Source organism: Bombella sp. ESL0380, assembly GCF_009725805.1.
GTDB lineage: Bacteria > Pseudomonadota > Alphaproteobacteria > Acetobacterales > Acetobacteraceae > Bombella > Bombella apis.
Window position 1 is genome coordinate 324206 of record NZ_WNIH01000005.1, and the last position, 15952, is coordinate 340157.

Annotated in this window: 16 protein-coding genes; 5 read left to right on the forward strand and 11 right to left on the reverse strand. The window is 60.1% G+C overall.

What is annotated here, in order from left to right:
- Positions 1–12 precede the first annotated feature (12 nt).
- On the reverse strand, positions 13–1833 hold the full coding sequence (gene typA / locus GM608_RS07190; RefSeq protein WP_043558056.1) for a translational GTPase TypA: 1821 nt from the start codon (positions 1831–1833) through the stop codon (positions 13–15).
- A 153-nt stretch (positions 1834–1986) separates the two neighbouring features.
- Here typA and queF point away from each other — a divergent pair, with 153 nt between their 5' ends.
- Positions 1987–2475 carry a preQ(1) synthase gene (gene queF, locus GM608_RS07195; RefSeq protein ID WP_043558053.1) on the forward strand — a complete coding sequence of 163 codons (489 nt, stop codon included), beginning with the start codon at positions 1987–1989 and terminating at the stop codon, positions 2473–2475.
- 9 nt (positions 2476–2484) lie between these two features.
- Here queF and GM608_RS07200 read toward each other — a convergent pair whose 3' ends face one another.
- From GM608_RS07200 to GM608_RS07225, 6 genes are all read right to left on the reverse strand, one after another.
- A complete protein-coding gene (locus GM608_RS07200) occupies positions 2485–3834 on the reverse strand; it encodes an outer membrane beta-barrel protein (protein ID WP_081562818.1) in 1350 nt (449 codons plus the stop codon).
- 168 nt (positions 3835–4002) lie between these two features.
- Positions 4003–5535 (reverse strand): carbohydrate porin, encoded by a 1533-nt coding sequence (locus GM608_RS07205; RefSeq protein ID WP_333645309.1) that lies wholly within the window; start codon positions 5533–5535, stop codon positions 4003–4005.
- Between the two features lie 251 nt (positions 5536–5786).
- The gene (locus GM608_RS07210) at positions 5787–7352 is read right to left on the reverse strand and encodes a peptide MFS transporter (RefSeq protein ID WP_086431322.1); all 1566 of its coding nucleotides are present in this window, start codon (positions 7350–7352) and stop codon (positions 5787–5789) included.
- A 58-nt stretch (positions 7353–7410) separates the two neighbouring features.
- Positions 7411–7557 carry a hypothetical protein gene (locus tag GM608_RS07215; RefSeq protein WP_156878828.1) on the reverse strand — a complete coding sequence of 49 codons (147 nt, stop codon included), beginning with the start codon at positions 7555–7557 and terminating at the stop codon, positions 7411–7413.
- A gap of 153 nt (positions 7558–7710) precedes the next feature.
- Positions 7711–8640 carry a DnaJ C-terminal domain-containing protein gene (locus tag GM608_RS07220; RefSeq protein WP_043558046.1) on the reverse strand — a complete coding sequence of 310 codons (930 nt, stop codon included), beginning with the start codon at positions 8638–8640 and terminating at the stop codon, positions 7711–7713.
- A complete protein-coding gene (locus GM608_RS07225) occupies positions 8640–8798 on the reverse strand; it encodes a hypothetical protein (RefSeq protein WP_166651579.1) in 159 nt (52 codons plus the stop codon). The genes GM608_RS07220 and GM608_RS07225 overlap by 1 nt, the downstream gene beginning before the upstream one ends.
- Positions 8799–8917: 119 nt before the next feature.
- Between GM608_RS07225 and GM608_RS07230 the strand changes: the two genes are divergently transcribed.
- Entirely contained in the window at positions 8918–9880 is a 963-nt protein-coding gene (locus GM608_RS07230; protein ID WP_333645310.1) for a glycosyl transferase, read from the forward strand.
- On the opposite strand, the gene GM608_RS07235 is transcribed toward GM608_RS07230, so the two are convergent.
- The 4 genes from GM608_RS07235 to GM608_RS07250 all read right to left on the reverse strand — a co-directional run bounded on the left by GM608_RS07235 (position 9877) and on the right by GM608_RS07250 (position 13299).
- Positions 9877–11385 (reverse strand): efflux transporter outer membrane subunit, encoded by a 1509-nt coding sequence (locus tag GM608_RS07235; protein WP_086442175.1) that lies wholly within the window; start codon positions 11383–11385, stop codon positions 9877–9879. The genes GM608_RS07230 and GM608_RS07235 overlap by 4 nt on opposite strands.
- A 1-nt stretch (position 11386) precedes the next feature.
- Complete coding sequence (locus GM608_RS07240; protein WP_043558041.1) at positions 11387–12298, reverse strand: HlyD family secretion protein; 912 nt, start codon at positions 12296–12298, stop codon at positions 11387–11389.
- A 14-nt stretch (positions 12299–12312) separates the two neighbouring features.
- A complete protein-coding gene (locus GM608_RS07245; protein WP_043558458.1) occupies positions 12313–12507 on the reverse strand; it encodes a DUF1656 domain-containing protein in 195 nt (64 codons plus the stop codon).
- 348 nt (positions 12508–12855) lie between these two features.
- Entirely contained in the window at positions 12856–13299 is a 444-nt protein-coding gene (locus tag GM608_RS07250; protein ID WP_043558039.1) for a hypothetical protein, read from the reverse strand.
- A 354-nt stretch (positions 13300–13653) separates the two neighbouring features.
- Here GM608_RS07250 and GM608_RS07255 point away from each other — a divergent pair, with 354 nt between their 5' ends.
- From GM608_RS07255 to GM608_RS07265, 3 genes are read left to right on the forward strand one after another with little or no spacing between them, the layout of a single operon-like run.
- Entirely contained in the window at positions 13654–14772 is a 1119-nt protein-coding gene (locus tag GM608_RS07255; RefSeq protein WP_333645312.1) for an extracellular solute-binding protein, read from the forward strand.
- Entirely contained in the window at positions 14769–15263 is a 495-nt protein-coding gene (locus GM608_RS07260; protein WP_043558037.1) for a YcgN family cysteine cluster protein, read from the forward strand. Before GM608_RS07255 ends, GM608_RS07260 begins: the two co-directional genes overlap by 4 nt.
- Positions 15264–15270: 7 nt before the next feature.
- Positions 15271–15942, forward strand: a complete 672-nt coding sequence (locus GM608_RS07265) for a SprT family zinc-dependent metalloprotease (RefSeq protein WP_333645313.1) — start codon at positions 15271–15273, stop codon at positions 15940–15942.
- Positions 15943–15952: the final 10 nt, after the last annotated feature.

Below are 15952 nucleotides of genomic sequence, written 5' to 3' on the forward strand. Positions count from 1 at the left end.
GAAGTCCGGGCCTCAGCCCTTCGCACCACGGGCGGCACGCTTGCGCTCGTGCGGGTCCAGATAACGCTTGCGCAGACGGATGGCAGACGGCGTGACCTCCACCAGCTCGTCATCCTCGATGTAGGCAATGGCCTGCTCGAGGCTCATCTTGCGGGGCGGAACCAGCACGACGGCATCATCCTTGCCGGAGGCACGCATGTTCGTGAGCTTCTTCTCACGCACGGCGTTCACTTCCAGATCATTCTCACGGGAATGCTCACCGAGGATCATGCCGGTGTAGATCTTCTCACCCGCATCCACGAAGAGCGTCCCACGATCCTGAAGGGAGAAAAGCGCATACGGAGTCGTCGCACCATCCTCGGCAGAGATCAGGGAGCCGTTGCGGCGGCCTTCAATCGCACCAGCATGCGGCTGGTAGGAGTGGAAGAGACGGTTCATCAGACCGGACCCGCGGGTATCGGTCAGGAACTCGCCGTGATAGCCGATCAGACCACGGGAGGGGATCATGAAGGTCAGGCGGACCTTGTCACCGCCGGACTGACGCATGTCCTGCATCACGCCCTTGCGCAGGGACATCTTCTCCACGACCACGCCGGAATAAGGCTCGTCCACATCGATGACGACTTCCTCGAACGGCTCTTCCTGCTCACCCGTTTCCGGATTCTCACGGAACAGCACACGGGGACGGCCGATGGTCAGCTCGAAACCCTCACGACGCATGTTCTCGATCAGCACGCCCAGCTGCAGCTCACCACGACCGGCAACCTCGAAAGCCTCGCTTTCCGGGCTGTCCGTCACCTTGATGGCCACGTTGCCTTCCGTCTCCTTGAAGAGACGGTCACGGATCTGGCGGGACGTCACCTTCTTGCCCTCACGGCCACCCAGCGGACCATCATTGATGCGGAAGGTCATGGAAAGGGTCGGCGGGTCGATCGGTGTGGAGGGCAGCGGCTCCTCGATGGACGGCTCGGCCAGCGTGTCGGGAATGGTGGCCTCGGAGAGACCGGCAATGGCCACGATGTCGCCCGCTTCGGCTTCCTCGACGGGCACACGGTCCAGACCACGGAAGGACAGAAGCTTGGTGATGCGGCCTGTCTCGACCACGCTGCCATCAGCCCGCAGGGCACGGATGGGCATGTTCACCTTCGCACGGCCCTGCTCGATGCGGCCTGTCAGGATACGGCCAAGGAAGTTGTCGCTCTCCAGAATGGTGGAGACCATGGCGAACGGCTTGTCCTTGTCCAGGCCCGGGCTGGGCACATGCTTCAGGACGAGGTCGAACAGCGGGTGCAGGTTCTCACGGGGGCCTTCCAGCTCCGTATCCGCCCAGCCCTGGCGGCCGGACGCATACAGCATCGGGAAGTCCAGCTGCTCGTCATTGGCACCGAGGGCGGCGAAGAGGTCAAACACCTCGTCATGCACCTCGTCCGGGCGGGCGTCGCCACGGTCCACCTTGTTGACGACAACCATCGGACGCAGACCACGGGCCAGGGCCTTGCCCAGCACGAACTTGGTCTGCGGCAGGGCACCTTCGGCGGCATCCACCAGAATCACGGCCCCATCGACCATGCTCAGGATGCGCTCCACCTCACCACCGAAGTCGGCATGGCCCGGGGTGTCGATGATGTTGATACGGGTGTTCTTCCACACGACGGAAGTACATTTGGCCAGGATGGTGATCCCGCGCTCACGCTCGAGATCATTGCTGTCCATCGCACGCTCGGTGACGGCCTGATTCTCACGGAAGGTGCCGGACTGCTGGAGCAGCTGATCCACGAGTGTTGTTTTCCCATGATCGACATGGGCAATAATGGCAATGTTACGGATGTCCATGGACGATCTTTCAGGAAGTGACAGATTGGGACAGAATGGTGCCCTTACTGCACCGAAACTGATTTTTTTGCAAATCCGAACCGTGTATCAAGCCATGCAGCATCGTATTTCATGCCTTCATCTTTCTCATTCCAGCAGAAAAGGAGCCGTTTCATGACCACCCATCCCCCCAAAGGCCCCACCGCCCCCGGCACGGAAAGCCTCAGCCAGCTTGGCCGACAGACCGTACAGCCGGAGTCGCCTGAAACCGCCGAGCTGGAGCGTGTCCCGGCTCCCCATAAAGGGCGGCGTTATGTTGTCCGTTTCACCGCTCCGGAATTCACCTCCCTTTGCCCGGTGACGGGACAGCCGGACTTTGCCCATATCGTCATCGACTACATCCCACGGGACTGGATCGTGGAGAGCAAGTCCCTCAAGCTCTACCTCACCAGTTTCCGCAATCACGGAGCCTTCCATGAAGACTGCTCGGTAACCATCGCCACACGCCTTGTCGAACTGCTGGACCCGGAATGGCTGCGCATCGGGGCCTACTGGTACCCTCGTGGCGGGATGCCGATCGACGTCTTCTGGCAGACAGGCCCCGCCCCGGACGATGTCTGGATTCCCGCACAGGATGTGCCCGGATACCGGGGGCGTGGCTGAAATTCCCCCTCAGAAACCGAGCGTCACGTCTCCGCCAATCAGAATACGGTTCTGATGCCGGAAATCCGCAAAAGGCCGGGTGTTGTTCAACGAACGGTCAAACCGGATTTCCGGACGGATCTGAAGCAGCTTGACATGATGGCCGATATTCGGCCGCCACACGGCATTGAAGGACAGGTCGCCATACGTCGTTGCCGGGGCGCTGTAGGTCCGGGCGGGCAGGCCGAGCAGTGACCGGCCATAGCCTGTGTCCTCCGGGTACTGCACGACAAACTGGCCCGTGCTGTCCCGATAGACTTCCGCCCGGGCATTGAAGGTCAGGGTGGATGTTGCCGCATAGGCTCCCCAGATGACGCCGCTCCATGTATTGGCATCCAGCCCCTCATCATGAACCTGCGTGGCCTCGGCTGTCAGGCTCCATTTGGGGTTGATCTGCCATGTGGCGTTGAGGTCGTTCCAGAAACGCTGCGCCTCATGCGCCCGGTGGCTGCCCAGCGCACGGCGGGGGTCTTCCGGCCCGACACGCAGCAGATAGGTCAGGGACAGGGCACCTCCTGCCAGCTGGCTGGCATTGAAGCCCACATAACCGGCCGGTTCGCCATTGTTGTTGCCCCGGCCAAATGATTTCTGGTTCCCGGCATCCATCCCGAACAGAACAGCGTAATGCGAATTCAGGTGCCACTGCCCATAGAAGCCGACATGCTCGAACGGATTGGAATACTGCGCCGTATAGGACATGGTGTAGAAGGCCCGCCCTGCCGGATTCAGCACCTCCACCCCCATGGGGGAGGACAGGATGCCCAGCTGCATGTCCAGCCCGTCTTTCGTCAGCCACGGCATATGCAGGGCGATGTTGGCCTGAATGGGGGTAAGCTGGTAGCGGTGATGATCCAGCCAGCGGTCTGAAATCCCCGTGATGACGTAAGCTCTGGCATCAGAACCATAAAGCATCTGGATGTTCGCCCCCAGCCCGTAACCGTCACCAATCGGGTCAACGGGTTTGGTGATGGTCAGGGCGACCTGATTGAGCATCCCCGTATCACTGTGGGACTGGAGAAGCTGACCGAAATTCATGCCATTTCCAGGATGGCCGGTATTGGCCATGGCCCCGCCCTCAATCTGGAGACCGACATCAATGTCGGAAAACCAGCTCTTCCCGGCCGGTGCGGCAGGCTGGACGGCACTGGGGGCCGCCACCGGGGCAGGTGATGGAGCTGCCGGGACGGAAGAAGAGGACGTGCCGGCCAGCGTGGCCTGAACGGGCCCCCCCTGCTCGCTGGGAGCGGCCTGTGCGCCTTCCAGCCATGACACAGCTCCACCGCACACCCCGACCACCAGAAGATACTGCCAATACCGCATTGAGCCACCCCACCTATTGTTCCGGTATCGTAAGTATATCCACCTTCTGAAAAGCGGGACAATATCCAGAACAGACAGAATGGGATGAAAAGTGATATTCTGCTGCCAAAAATAAAAAAAGGCCGTCCCAAAGACGACCTTTTGTGACCTGCAGCAGGCGGGATGACCTCAGAAAGAAATGGCTGATTCCAGATCAATCAGCATGGCATCCTTGTACCGTTTCAGAGCACCGGGACTCCAGAGATACTGCAAGCCGGGCCGCAGCAGCAGCCAGCGTGTGGGCCAGTATCCATAATTGAGTTCGATGGCTTCTTCCGAATGCGGAGCATACAGCCCGGCACCCCGGCCCGTGTGCTGGAGATGTTCGATCCAGTGTGTGACCTTCGGATTGGCCCAGAGGGCCTTCATGCCAAAACTGATTGTATCATTGGGGCGGCTGGCGAACGTTCCCTTCCGGGTAATACCCGCCGTCACAAAATAGGGCGCAATGGCCGTGCGGGGATCGCCCCATGTGAAGGAGGCAAAAAACGCCGTTCCCCGGTGCGGGTCCGCTCCATCCCGCTGCAACATGCGGTCAAACTGGAACCACCCACCAAACCGGCCCCTCACCTTGGAGACGGGCGCATCCTGCGCCGCAGAAGCCGGAATGTAATATGTTCCCATCTGGCCATAGACGTTCTTGACCTCGGACGTGTCCCAATAGCCGCCGATCTTCACGTTCGTCTGTAACGGGCCGCTATAATCATCCGTCCCGCCCCGATGCCAGCCCAGCTGGAACGGCAGATAGGTACCTGTCGCCCCGTGCAGGTTCATCTTCCAGCCATTCCGCACGCCGGTGATCGTCGGGTCCACACTGTAGGCCCCGAACTGCACCAGATAATGGTCATTCCCCGCCGGATAGAGCTTGATCCACGCACCGGGATGGGCCGTCGGATAGAAGCCGTAACCCGAATTCATGGCAATGGACTGCGGCATCCCGCAGATGCCGTTGTTCTGGAACTGGCAGTACAGGTTGGCCCCCCAATAGGTGGAAGACTGCTCGAAGTCATTCTCCGTGTTGATCTCACCAACCTCGGTATGTACGTACTTGTTCCAGTGCATTTCCCAGCTGAGGCGGCCAAGGCGCATGGTCTCACCGGCCCCGTAAATTTCCATCGGGCTGTCAACAGCCGGCAACGTGTTTCCCAGCCCAGCCCCCTGACGGGCCAGTGTCAGGAAGTGCAATGTGCCCGCATTGAAGGCAATGCCCAGCAGCTTCTTCAGGTTGAAATCCAGAGACAGGGCCTCTTCATCCGCATAGCGGACTGCACGGGATTTCCCCCCGAACGGATTCCCTGCGGTGTCCTGAAAGTAACGCCCGCCGATCGTCACGCCATGATCGGCCAGCCAGCTCCGTGCGCCCCAGGGGTCACCAAAAAACCCATCCTGATTGGCAAAATCGTGCCAGCTGTTGGGGAAAAGCCCCTTCTGCTTCTCTGGTGAAGCCTGCTCGCTGGCCCCGCGGGAGAAGACGTCACCCGGGATCGGGAGAGGCACGGACCCGAAAGCACGCTGCTCATCCCTTGCAGGCGCACCGTAATTCCGCTCCTTCAACAGCTCATCCCTCTGGGCCGTCGTGATCTCCCCACCTGCTGCCGCTTTCTCCTTCACGGCAGCCGGCCCGGCAGCATCCTGCGCAAAAACGGCATGGGCTCCCAGCATCCAAGCGACACCTACTGCTGCTGTACCAGCCTTTTGCCACATTCCACGCATAGATTAGCCTTCATAGCCGTTGATCAGGACAGGAACCTGAAGGCCAGATGCGCCATGGCAGCCTTCAGCACGACAATGCCAGACAGGCCACAAGCGGCACTGCGGCAAAGGATGACACGTCCCTTTATATAAATTTTATCGCTGACTTCCAGTGGTGAAATCTGTCTATACCAGATCAGTCGTCATCCACCTCTTCAAGTTCATGTGACCGTTGCCGGTTTATTTACCGTCCAGCTACGATGCTGTTGCCCGAGGCGGCGGGTCAGCGGCAGAAGCAGGGCCAGCACAACACACAGCCCCACACACCCCAGAAACAGTTCCCGGAACAGGGCAGCATAACCCGCCAGGCTGCCCCCACCATCGGCCGGAACACTGGCGAGATCAGCCACCAGGCTCCCCAGATACATGCCGACCCCCCAGAGCAGGAACAGGGCCCCCATCAGCACTGCGCTGACACGGGCCGGGGCATAACGGGCCACAATGGCCAACCCAAGACCGATGGTCAGCAGCTCCCCGAGGGACATGGTGCCATACCCGGCCACCATGACCCACGGCGAAACAAGCCCCGTGCTATGGCCAGCGGCCAACCACCAGATGCAAAAAGCCAGAGCGACCAAGCCATAACCGAGCAGTATCTTGATGGCGGGTGAAGCATCCTGCCCCCTACCCGCATGACGACGGTACAGCCATGCCAGCAGCGGGCTGAACAACATGACAGCGATCGGATTGAGCGCCTGGAACTGGCCTGCCGACATGGTGAACAGCCGCCATGACCCCAGCTGGTACACGCCAGAGACATCCCGCATGGCAAACAGTGTCAGGGAGGTCTGCATCTGCTGGTAGAAGATCTGGTAGGCCATTGTCTGAGCACAGAGGATGTAGGTCAGCAGCAGACCGGGCCGTTCACCGTCCTTCGCCCGCACATAAAGCCAGACCCAGAGCAGAAGAAGCCCCACCCCTGCCAGAATGATGCAGAGCTGGACCAGCGCCGGGCTATACAGCACCCATGTGCAAAATCCCCAGACCACCAGCAGGGCCAGCAGGATTCCAGCGCCCAGCGCCCCTTTCAGCACGGGAGTGGAAAGACGCTCCACCAGAGGAACAGGCATGGAGGATGGCCCATGCCGCCGGACTGCCTCAACCGCCCGTGCGGCAAGAAACCGCCGCATACGCCCGGCCCGCATTGCATAATAGCCAAGCCCGACCAGCAGCCCCCCGGCACAGGCCAGAAAGGCCACAGCCGCCCCATAGCGCTGCTGGAGCCACGGCATCAGCAGCATGGAGACGGTCGACCCAACATTGATGGCCATATAGTAGAGTGTGAAAGCGGCATCCAGTGCCGTGCCATCCCCGGCGTAAATGCGCCGAACGAGCGTCCCCGCATTGGGTTTGAACAACCCGTTGGAGAGGGCAATCAGTGTCAGGGCCGGAAGGAAAACAGCCTGACTGCCAAGAGACATGGCCAGAAGACCATATCCGGCTGTCAGCCCGAAGGCCCCCACAAGCATGGTGGGTCTTGTCCCGAGGCACTGATCCCCCAGAAGCCCCCCCAAAACAGGAAGACTGTAGATGAAAAATCCCAGTCCCCCCTGCATGAGGTTAACGTCATGATCCCGCATGTGCAGCTGGGTGACCATGAAAACGGTCAGGACAGCCTGCATGCCGTAATAACCGAAACGCTCCCACAGCTCGATGGCCATGACGACAGCAAAAGCCTGCCGCCGTGCGACAAAAAAGGACGCCGCAGAATGTTGCTGATCGGTCATGAGGGCACGCTACTCCGTTACGGGAAGGACACTGGCTCCCTCCTCACTAGCGCAAAAATCAGCCCCCTGCGAGGTGGAACCCATCCACATGGGCAATCCCCACCAGGCCCAGCACACACAGGGCCACCACAAACACGATGGCCACCAATGCTCCCAGAACGCTGGACTGTCTGACACGCAGCCAGAAAGACATCCCCCAGACCATGGCTAACCCGTCCTTTCCCCGCCACTCCCAACCCCTTGCAGGGCCATCACCAACACACCAGAGGCAGGCCCTTCACATCCCAAAGCGGGACAGAGGGCCTGCCTTCCTTTTTCACCACCCTGCCACACACCACACTCCAGCAGGGACTGGCCCTCAGCTCTCCGTTTTCTCCTCGGCTTCACGCCGCACGAGGGCTTCCAGCTCCGGCGAAATGGTCCCCAGCACAACACGCAGGGTCACCAGCAGATTTCCCGCCTCATGCCGTTTATCCGCCGCAATACCACGACCAGTCAAACGCAGGACCGTGCCACTGTCAGAATGTGGCTTGACCTTCAGCGCCACCGTTCCACCCGGGGTACGGACATGCACCTTGCCACCCAGAATGGCCGTATGGAGGTCAACATCCTGCGTGACACGCAAATTCCGCCCCTCACGCCTGTAATAGGGGTCTTCCGCCACATGAATCTTCAGCAGCACATCCCCGGCAGGGCCGGGCCGACCATCCATGCCGGGCTGCCCCGGCTGACCTTTCCCCCGCAGACGAAGCGTCTTGCCATCCTCGATGCCCGCAGGAATGGTGACGGACACCTCACGCCCTCCACCAAGGCTGACATCACGCCGGGTACCAAGAGCACATTCCTCCATGCTGATACGCAGCTCGCCATGCAGGTCCTCGCCCCGCCGGGGACGGGCAGACCGGAAACCACCGCCCCCGCCACCAAAGGCACCGAAAATGTCCCCCAGATCCTCCGGATTGAAACCACCGCCCGAGAAACCGCCAAATCCGCCAAAGCCACCACCTGGGCCACCGGCCCCGGCACCGCCACCAAAACCGCCCCCGCCAAAGGGACCCCTCATCTGGCCATCCGCATCGATCTCGCCACGATCGAACTGGGCGCGCTTCTCCTCGTCACCGACAATCTCGTACGCCTTGCCAATCTCCTTGAAGCGCTCCTCCGCCTTGGTATCACCGGGGTTGCGGTCGGGGTGATACTGCTTGACCAGCCGACGGTAGGCGCTGCGGATTTCTTTCTCCGACGCTGTACTGCTTACGCCAAGAACCTTATATGGGTCAGTCGCCATTACTGTCCTGTATCCTCCAGATCCGTATCATCCAGCAGGTCGATCAGCACGGCCAGAACCCTGCTTCTGGAATAGCCAGCAGCTTCCGCCTCCCTGATGAGGGTCTGCACCCGGGGGCGCAGGAAATCGGCGGCTGACTGTACTGGTGTGCCTGTCATGGAAAAAACCTTTCTTTCCCAAAGAAGTGGTGTGCCTGTAAGGTAAGGTCAATAGAGAATGAATTTTTGCCCGTGCATTTCCCGACACTTTCCCAGACCTTGCCGAAAGACAGTTCTTCATGCTGCATGCTGACAGCCCCTCCCCTGCCAACCTTTCCCGCCGCCTCATCATTACAGGCAGCGACAGCCGTTATTTTCCCCTGCTTCAGGAGCTGGTCGCTTCCATCCGCCGCTTCCCGGAGCTGACCGGGCTGCCGGTCGCCTGCATTGATGGCGGGCTGAAGCGGAAACAGGTCACATGGCTGGAGCAGAATGGCATCACTGTCCGTACCCCGAGAGCCTTTCCTCATGTCTCACGATGGGCCATGCGCAGGCGTCCCAATCTGGCCATCGAACTCTCCAAGATGTGGCTGGACCAGCTCTTCCCGGAGCATGACACACTGGTATGGATCGATGCAGATGCCTGGGTGCAGGACTGTCAGGCCGTGGAGCTTCTCTTCCAGGCCGCCGAGCAGACGCCGCACGCTCTGGCCATCACGCCGGAACTCTTCCTGCACAAGCCGCTGTTCCGGCTGCGCTGGCTGCCCTTCGGCCTCGTGCAGCTCCGCACCATCCTGTACAAGAATTCCCGTCTGGCCCGGCTGCCCCGGGCGATATGCCGTCATATCGGCGTGCGCCCCACCCTCAATGCCGGTGTTTTCGCCCTCTCCCGCACGGCTCCGCACTGGCCCCGGCTCCGCCACTGGCAGGAAGAAGCCCTGCGGCACGGCAAGATATTCAGCTCCGGCCAGCTCGCCATGGCCCTGACAAGCTATCACGATGGCTACGCCACCGCCCTGATGCCTGCCGGATGCAATTATCTGGGACCGTGGCAGATCGACTCACGAACGGGCCTGCTCTGCGAGGTCACTTTTCCGCACCGCCCTGTCGGCATCGTCCATCTCGCCGGGCACGACGCCATGCGGCTGGACCCGACCGTGACGCTGGACGTGCCCGACCGGGCAGGAGGAACACAGGCCCTCAATCTGCGGTTCGGCACGATGCAGGCTTACCGGGACACCCGCCAGCCAGATATGACCTAACGGCTAAAGGCCCGCAGGATCATGTCCTTGCTCTCATGCTGTTCCACCTTCAGGGTGGTGTTGGAAAGTTCCCGCCCCTGCCAACCGGCACCGAAAGCAATGTAGAGCGAGATGGCATCATCCATGCGCTTGCCGGTAGCCGACACGGCGGCCACCCGGCGGGACAGGTAGGTCTGCTGGGAGTTGAGAACATCCAGATAGCCCGTCAGCCCGGCGGCATAGAGCTTGCGGGCACGGGACAGGGCCAGACCGGCCTGCGTGGCGGCCTCCCGTTCTTCCCGCACCAGCTCGTTGTCCTGATGCCAGTCATCGAGGCTGTCTTCCACTTCCCGAAAAGCATTCAGAACGGTCTGACGATATTGCAGGCGACTGGCCTCCGCCTCACTTCTGGCCTGGGCGATCTGGGCGCTGTATTTACCCCCATGCAGGATGGGCAGGGAGGCCATCATCATGACATTCCAGCTCATCCCTCCAATCTGGAACGCCTGATAGGCGGCAGAGGCATTGGGATTGAAGGTCAGCGGGATGCTGAAATTGGGATACAGATTGGAAATCGTGATTCCGATGCGGGAGACGCTCGCCGCATAGCGCCGCTCGGCCGAACGGATGTCGGGCCGGTTGGTCAGCACGGTGGAAGGCAGCATGGCCGGGAACGGGGGCAGGGTCGGGATGGGCCGCCGCTCTTCAAGATCAGGCTGTTCCTTACCGGGCATCTCACCCATCAGCACGTTGATGGCATGGATGAGCTGCTCCTGCCGCGCCCGCAGGGGGGGCAGACGAGCCAGCTCGGCATGTTCCTCCGTCCGGGACTGGGCAATGGCCAGCGTATTGCCGACGCCATTATTGAAGAGCCTCTCCACCAGCTGGGTACTGTCCCGAGCCGTGCGGATGGAATCCTCTGTCACGCTCATGCGGGTCTGGATGGTCCGCAGCTCAACATAGTCTGTCACCAGCTGGCTCAGCAGAGAGAGCAGCAGCCCCCGCCGCTCCTCGATGCTGACTTCCACCAGCCTCTTACGCTCCTGCACCTGCCGGGAGATATGGCCAAAAACATCAATCTCCCAGCTTGCCCGGGCACCATAGGTCAGCACAGACGCATGGGGGTGATTGTTCGGGTTGCCCGGGCGCAGGGGCCAGTTGTCAACATTGATGGAGTAGCGGTTGTCTCCCCCACCCGCATTGGCATCCAGCTGGGGATACCAGTTGGCCTGTGCCTGCCGCCGGACAGACTGCTCAGCCAGAACATGCTGGGTGGCCACCTGAAGGTCGTAATTCCCTCTGATGGTCTGCTCCACCAGTCTGTCCAGAACAGGATCGTGAAACTGCGCCCACCAGTCCCGGAGGTTGGCTTCCGTCTCGGCAATTTCCTCCTTGGTGGCGGGGTGGGGCTCACTGGCAAAATGGCCCGGCACTTTCATCCTGTCCGGCCTGTATTCCGGTCCGACCATGCAGGACGTCAGGAAAAGACAGCTGCTGACAACAAGGGGAACAAACCGCATCTTCATCTCACAGGTGATCCTGCAGCCATGTCGTCAACAGCCCCCTGCCTCCGGCTTTTGCCTTCCCCACCGCCACGGTGGCTGTCATGCCTGCAGACAGAATGACCTCTGGCGGCATCTCATCAATTTCAATACGCACGGGAATACGCTGAGCCAGCCTTACCCATGTGAAGATCGGATTCACATCTGGCAGGCCGAGCCTGTCCGACATGCCGTTTGCATCATTGATGCCTCGGCCAATACTGACGACATGCCCCCGCAGGACATGACGATATCCCATGAGCTTGATACGGGCCTCATCACCAACATGCACACCATGCATCTTGGTTTCTTCAAAATAACCATAGACCCAATAGCTGTTCGCATCGATCACGGCCATGCGGGACTGTCCAGCCGTCACATAATCACCGACACGCAGATTGAGATTGGTCACGTAGCCATCCACGGCAGAATAGACCGTGGAACGCTGAAGATTGAGCAGGGCCGTATCGAGGGCAGACCGGGCTTCTTCCAGCCGTGCCCGGCGTACTTCCATCTCGGAGTCGAACACATCCTGTTCCTCACGGGACACGACGCCACCAAGCCCGCGCCGCCTCTTCGCATTCATGACGCTCAGCTTGTAATCTTCCGTCACACCCGCCAGACGGGCCCGTGCCTCATCGATCCTGAGCCTGAAACGCAGTGGATCCACCGTGAAAAGCGGATCCCCCTTATGAACGAACTGGTTGTCCACAACCGGAACAGATACGACCGTTCCCGACACTTCAGGCGTGGCCGTAACGACGTAAACACGGACACGACCATCACGTGTCCAGGGATCAAGGACATAAAGGTCCCACACGACATACCCCAGACCAATAGCCAGAGCGATGATGATCAGTGTCAGCAATGGACGTACAAGACGCCGAAACCAGTTCATACCCCCGCTCCACCTCAGACGAAAATAACCAGAAGACAGAGAACACAGACATACAGGGCAATCTCGAACAGGGCGACATGCCAGAACCAGCCCAATGCTCCGAGACGCCACAACACATAGCGCAGGGCCAGAGTCACCAGCACTGCGCAGACAGCATAAACAGCTATTGGAGAAACGAACACTCCGCAGAGGCTGACTTCCGAAAGCATCATGCGCCGCAATCCCCGAAAGAACGGGACCGTGCGGGTGATGTGTCTGATGCTTTGCTCACGTTGTTCCCTATCGCACCTGCAAAAGGCCCGGTGTCCGTCCAGACGGGCCGGACTCTGCTTCCTCCCGAAGGTACCATGCCGGGTATCCATCCAGAGGACGACACGGCACCACCGCCAGGCCATCTTCCCGTTTCAACCACAGAGGCAGAAGCAGCTCTTACCACTTCTTAACGTCAATTACAGGCGTCTGACCAGACGGAACCCACCTGGAAACAGAAAGCCCATAGCAGAAGCGGCCCCTGAAGGCCGCTTCTTTTGTCTCATATGCCTATGGAACCGACAAAATCACTTTTTCCGGCGTGTGAAGACACCTTTGGCCATACGCCATGCCTGCCCACCCGCATAACGGCCCACCGGACCACTGGCGAGACCAAGCAGGGACGTCAGCGCAAAGCTCTGCTTCAGCTCATGCATCTTCCTGTCCCGCTCCATGCGGGCGCGGGCCTCTGCCAGGCCGGAATGACCGGCACGCACCGCCAGAAGCAGGAAAATGATGAAAAACAGCAGGTCTATCCCCAGTACACAGGTAGCAGACAGCAGAAGACCCAGATGGCAGACCTGCCTGAAAAAGGCCCAGAACACTCCGTGCAGGGTAATGGCTGCAAAGCCGAGAAACACGAGAGCCACGACAAGGAAGCACAGCCGGATACCGTGCCGTTTTGCACATTCCCTGAAAATTTTTCCCTGGGCAGCGAGCACTGCCTGACCAAGTTCCAGTAGACCATTCATGATACGACTGCTGCCCCTTCCAGATTCATGAAAAACACCAAGGCCCTTGCCAGAGGGAGGACAGAACACACCCCTCCACCGACCATTCCCTCACCTATAGCACTGCACGGGAAAAAGCCAAAGCACCCCATGAAGCGGCGCTACCCATCCCTCATTAAAGGTTGAATGGAAAATATTTCCCTATTCTATCAAGAAAAAAAGGCATAAAGATGTTCTGGTTCTTTTTTCCTCTCCCCTCTGTAACGAAGTTTCAAGAATCATCATGTAATATCCTTTCATCTCAACCACTTCCATGCATTTATCCTGTCCATTGAATCCCACCGCCACCTCAAGTCCGTACGGTGCCGCTACGTCATGAAAACAGTCCGCCCCCGGAGCTGCCAGAAACACCCCTCACTGCCCCACACGGGGCACCGTCTGTTCCGTTCCATCATGCGGGCGGTTTGTCCTGTCAGGCAGTTCCTGGACAAAATTCATCCATCCATCGGGCGTTTGCCTGCACTCTGTCTGGCCCTCACAGCCATGGCTGGCGCAGCCCCTGTCTCCGCCATGGCGGATGCGACCAGCACACAGACCGACCCTGCCCCACAGGACAGGACCTATTACTGGGCCATTCCAGAGCATGATCTCATCGGCCCGATACTGCGTGATTCCACCTCCATGAATCTTGCTTTCCTGAGCCGTGAAGGACGTGGACTGGACGAAATAGAACAGCAGGCCCTTGCCTATCCACAGACCGTACAGGCCATCATGCTGAACAGCACGGAATCGGCCATCGCCTGTGCACGAGCCTGGTTGCAGCCCCTCCATGCCCTGGGCCGTTGTGGTCGGCCGGCCGGTTTTTTCCGCAATGTCCTCTTCTGGGATACATCCCGCATCACCACCCCACCACATTGGCCAACATTGTGGGATGTTGCCCGCTATCCCGGACAGCGAGCCTTCTTCCAGGGCCCCCGCATGACGCTGGAGATTGCCCTGCTGGCTGATGGCGTCCCCCCCAACCAGGTCTACGCCCAGCTTTCCACCCCGGCAGGGATCGACCGGGCCTTCCACAAGCTCAACCAGCTGCGGCCCTATATAATCTGGTGGCGCTCTCCCTCCGAGGCCTACCATATCCTCCAGAAACAGGCCGTGCTGATGGGAATCACCCCCGGCGCCATCATTCTCTCTCCCAAGGCAAGAAACACACTGGTGCGACCTTATCAGGCAGAGATGGGCAACGTTCTGTACAGTCCCGCCATGTGGGCAATTCCGGCGACACTGCCCACTGAGCAGGCCAACGAAATCCGCACCCTCCTGCTGAAGAACCCTCCACACCTGCCCTATCCTCCTTCCCCCATTCCTGCCGAATCACTTGAAATCAGCGACGGTTTCTGGGCAACACATGAACTGCTGCTGAGTGAGCGCTTTAACGCATGGCTCACCCACACTCCTCTTTCCAGGCCCCTGACGACAGAACAGACCACACGATGACAGATCACCTTCCCTTCTGGCGGACCACTTCCCTTCAGGACATGACAGCCAGCCAATGGGAATCTCTCTGTGACGGCTGTGGCCGCTGTTGCCTGAACAAGCTGCGGGACGAAGACACCGATGAGATCATCTGGACGGACGTTTCCTGCCGTCTCCTTGATACCCAGACATGCCGCTGCACCGACTATGAGCGACGCCAGAAAAAAATTCCGGACTGCATCTCCCTGACCCCGGCCCTGCTGGACGACATCGACTGGCTGCCCCCGAGCTGCGCCTATCGCCTCCTGCGGGACGGGTTCGACCTGCCGGAATGGCATCCCCTTCGCAGTGGAACGGACGACACCGTGCTGAAGGCCGGCGCCTCGGCCAGTGGCCGCTGCATCAGCGAACGCCGGGCCGGCCTGCTGGAAAACCACATCGCCGACTGGCCCGGTACCTGGCCGGAGGGCGCCCCACCCTGCGTTGCGCTCCGTCAGAATGGTAACAGCTGACACTCCCGTGCTTCTTCCACCCGTTCTCTGGCGTATGTCCTCCCGGGCCCGGCGGATCATTCTCCGTCTGGACCTCCGCCGACGGGCCATTGTCATCACCCTCCCTGCTGGAGCCACCCGCCAACAGGGGCTGCGCTTCCTCCAGAGCCAGTCACAATGGCTGGCACAGGCCATGGCAGACCTCCCTCCTCCGGCAGTCGATCAGGGCCAGATATGGCTGGAGGGGCAGGCCATTCCCATCCTCCCCACCATAATACTGGATGGCCGTACACGCCTGACAGACAAAGGGCTGCATGTGGGCCACCCTCCCGAAGAACATGCCCGCCATCTGCTCTCCTTTCTGAAGCGCCGTGCCGAAAGCCTGTTCCCGCCCCTCTTCCGGCAACAGAGCCTCCGTATGGACGCCTCACCAGCAAAATTCAGCCTGCGGGATGTCAAAAGCCGCTGGGGCAGCTGCACAAGGCAAGGGCGCATCATGCTCAGCTGGCGGCTCATCATGGCTCCGCCGGACATCTACACCTACGTGATGGTGCATGAGCTCGCCCATCTGCGCCATTTCAACCATGGGCCGGCCTTCTGGGCGCTTGTGGACCAATACGCCCCGGGCGGACAGCCGGGGCGCAAAAAAGCTGAAAAATGGCTTTCACAGAATGGTGCTCATCTGCTGGCCATGATATAAAACGCCCGCT

Bases quoted from the DNA above. Each gene is read 5' to 3' on its own strand.
- typA (WP_043558056.1), bottom strand. From the start codon at position 1,833: ATGGACATCCGTAACATTGCCATTATTGCCCATGTCGATCATGGGAAA.
- queF (WP_043558053.1), top strand. From the start codon at position 1,987: ATGACCACCCATCCCCCCAAAGGCCCCACCGCCCCCGGCACGGAAAGC.
- GM608_RS07200 (WP_081562818.1), bottom strand. From the start codon at position 3,834: ATGCGGTATTGGCAGTATCTTCTGGTGGTCGGGGTGTGCGGTGGAGCT.
- GM608_RS07205 (WP_333645309.1), bottom strand. From the start codon at position 5,535: ATGCTGGGAGCCCATGCCGTTTTTGCGCAGGATGCTGCCGGGCCGGCT.
- GM608_RS07210 (WP_086431322.1), bottom strand. From the start codon at position 7,352: ATGACCGATCAGCAACATTCTGCGGCGTCCTTTTTTGTCGCACGGCGG.
- GM608_RS07215 (WP_156878828.1), bottom strand. From the start codon at position 7,557: ATGGTCTGGGGGATGTCTTTCTGGCTGCGTGTCAGACAGTCCAGCGTT.
- GM608_RS07220 (WP_043558046.1), bottom strand. From the start codon at position 8,640: ATGGCGACTGACCCATATAAGGTTCTTGGCGTAAGCAGTACAGCGTCG.
- GM608_RS07225 (WP_166651579.1), bottom strand. From the start codon at position 8,798: ATGACAGGCACACCAGTACAGTCAGCCGCCGATTTCCTGCGCCCCCGG.
- GM608_RS07230 (WP_333645310.1), top strand. From the start codon at position 8,918: ATGCTGCATGCTGACAGCCCCTCCCCTGCCAACCTTTCCCGCCGCCTC.
- GM608_RS07235 (WP_086442175.1), bottom strand. From the start codon at position 11,385: ATGAAGATGCGGTTTGTTCCCCTTGTTGTCAGCAGCTGTCTTTTCCTG.
- GM608_RS07240 (WP_043558041.1), bottom strand. From the start codon at position 12,298: ATGAACTGGTTTCGGCGTCTTGTACGTCCATTGCTGACACTGATCATC.
- GM608_RS07245 (WP_043558458.1), bottom strand. From the start codon at position 12,507: ATGCTTTCGGAAGTCAGCCTCTGCGGAGTGTTCGTTTCTCCAATAGCT.
- GM608_RS07250 (WP_043558039.1), bottom strand. From the start codon at position 13,299: ATGAATGGTCTACTGGAACTTGGTCAGGCAGTGCTCGCTGCCCAGGGA.
- GM608_RS07255 (WP_333645312.1), top strand. From the start codon at position 13,654: ATGAAAACAGTCCGCCCCCGGAGCTGCCAGAAACACCCCTCACTGCCC.
- GM608_RS07260 (WP_043558037.1), top strand. From the start codon at position 14,769: ATGACAGATCACCTTCCCTTCTGGCGGACCACTTCCCTTCAGGACATG.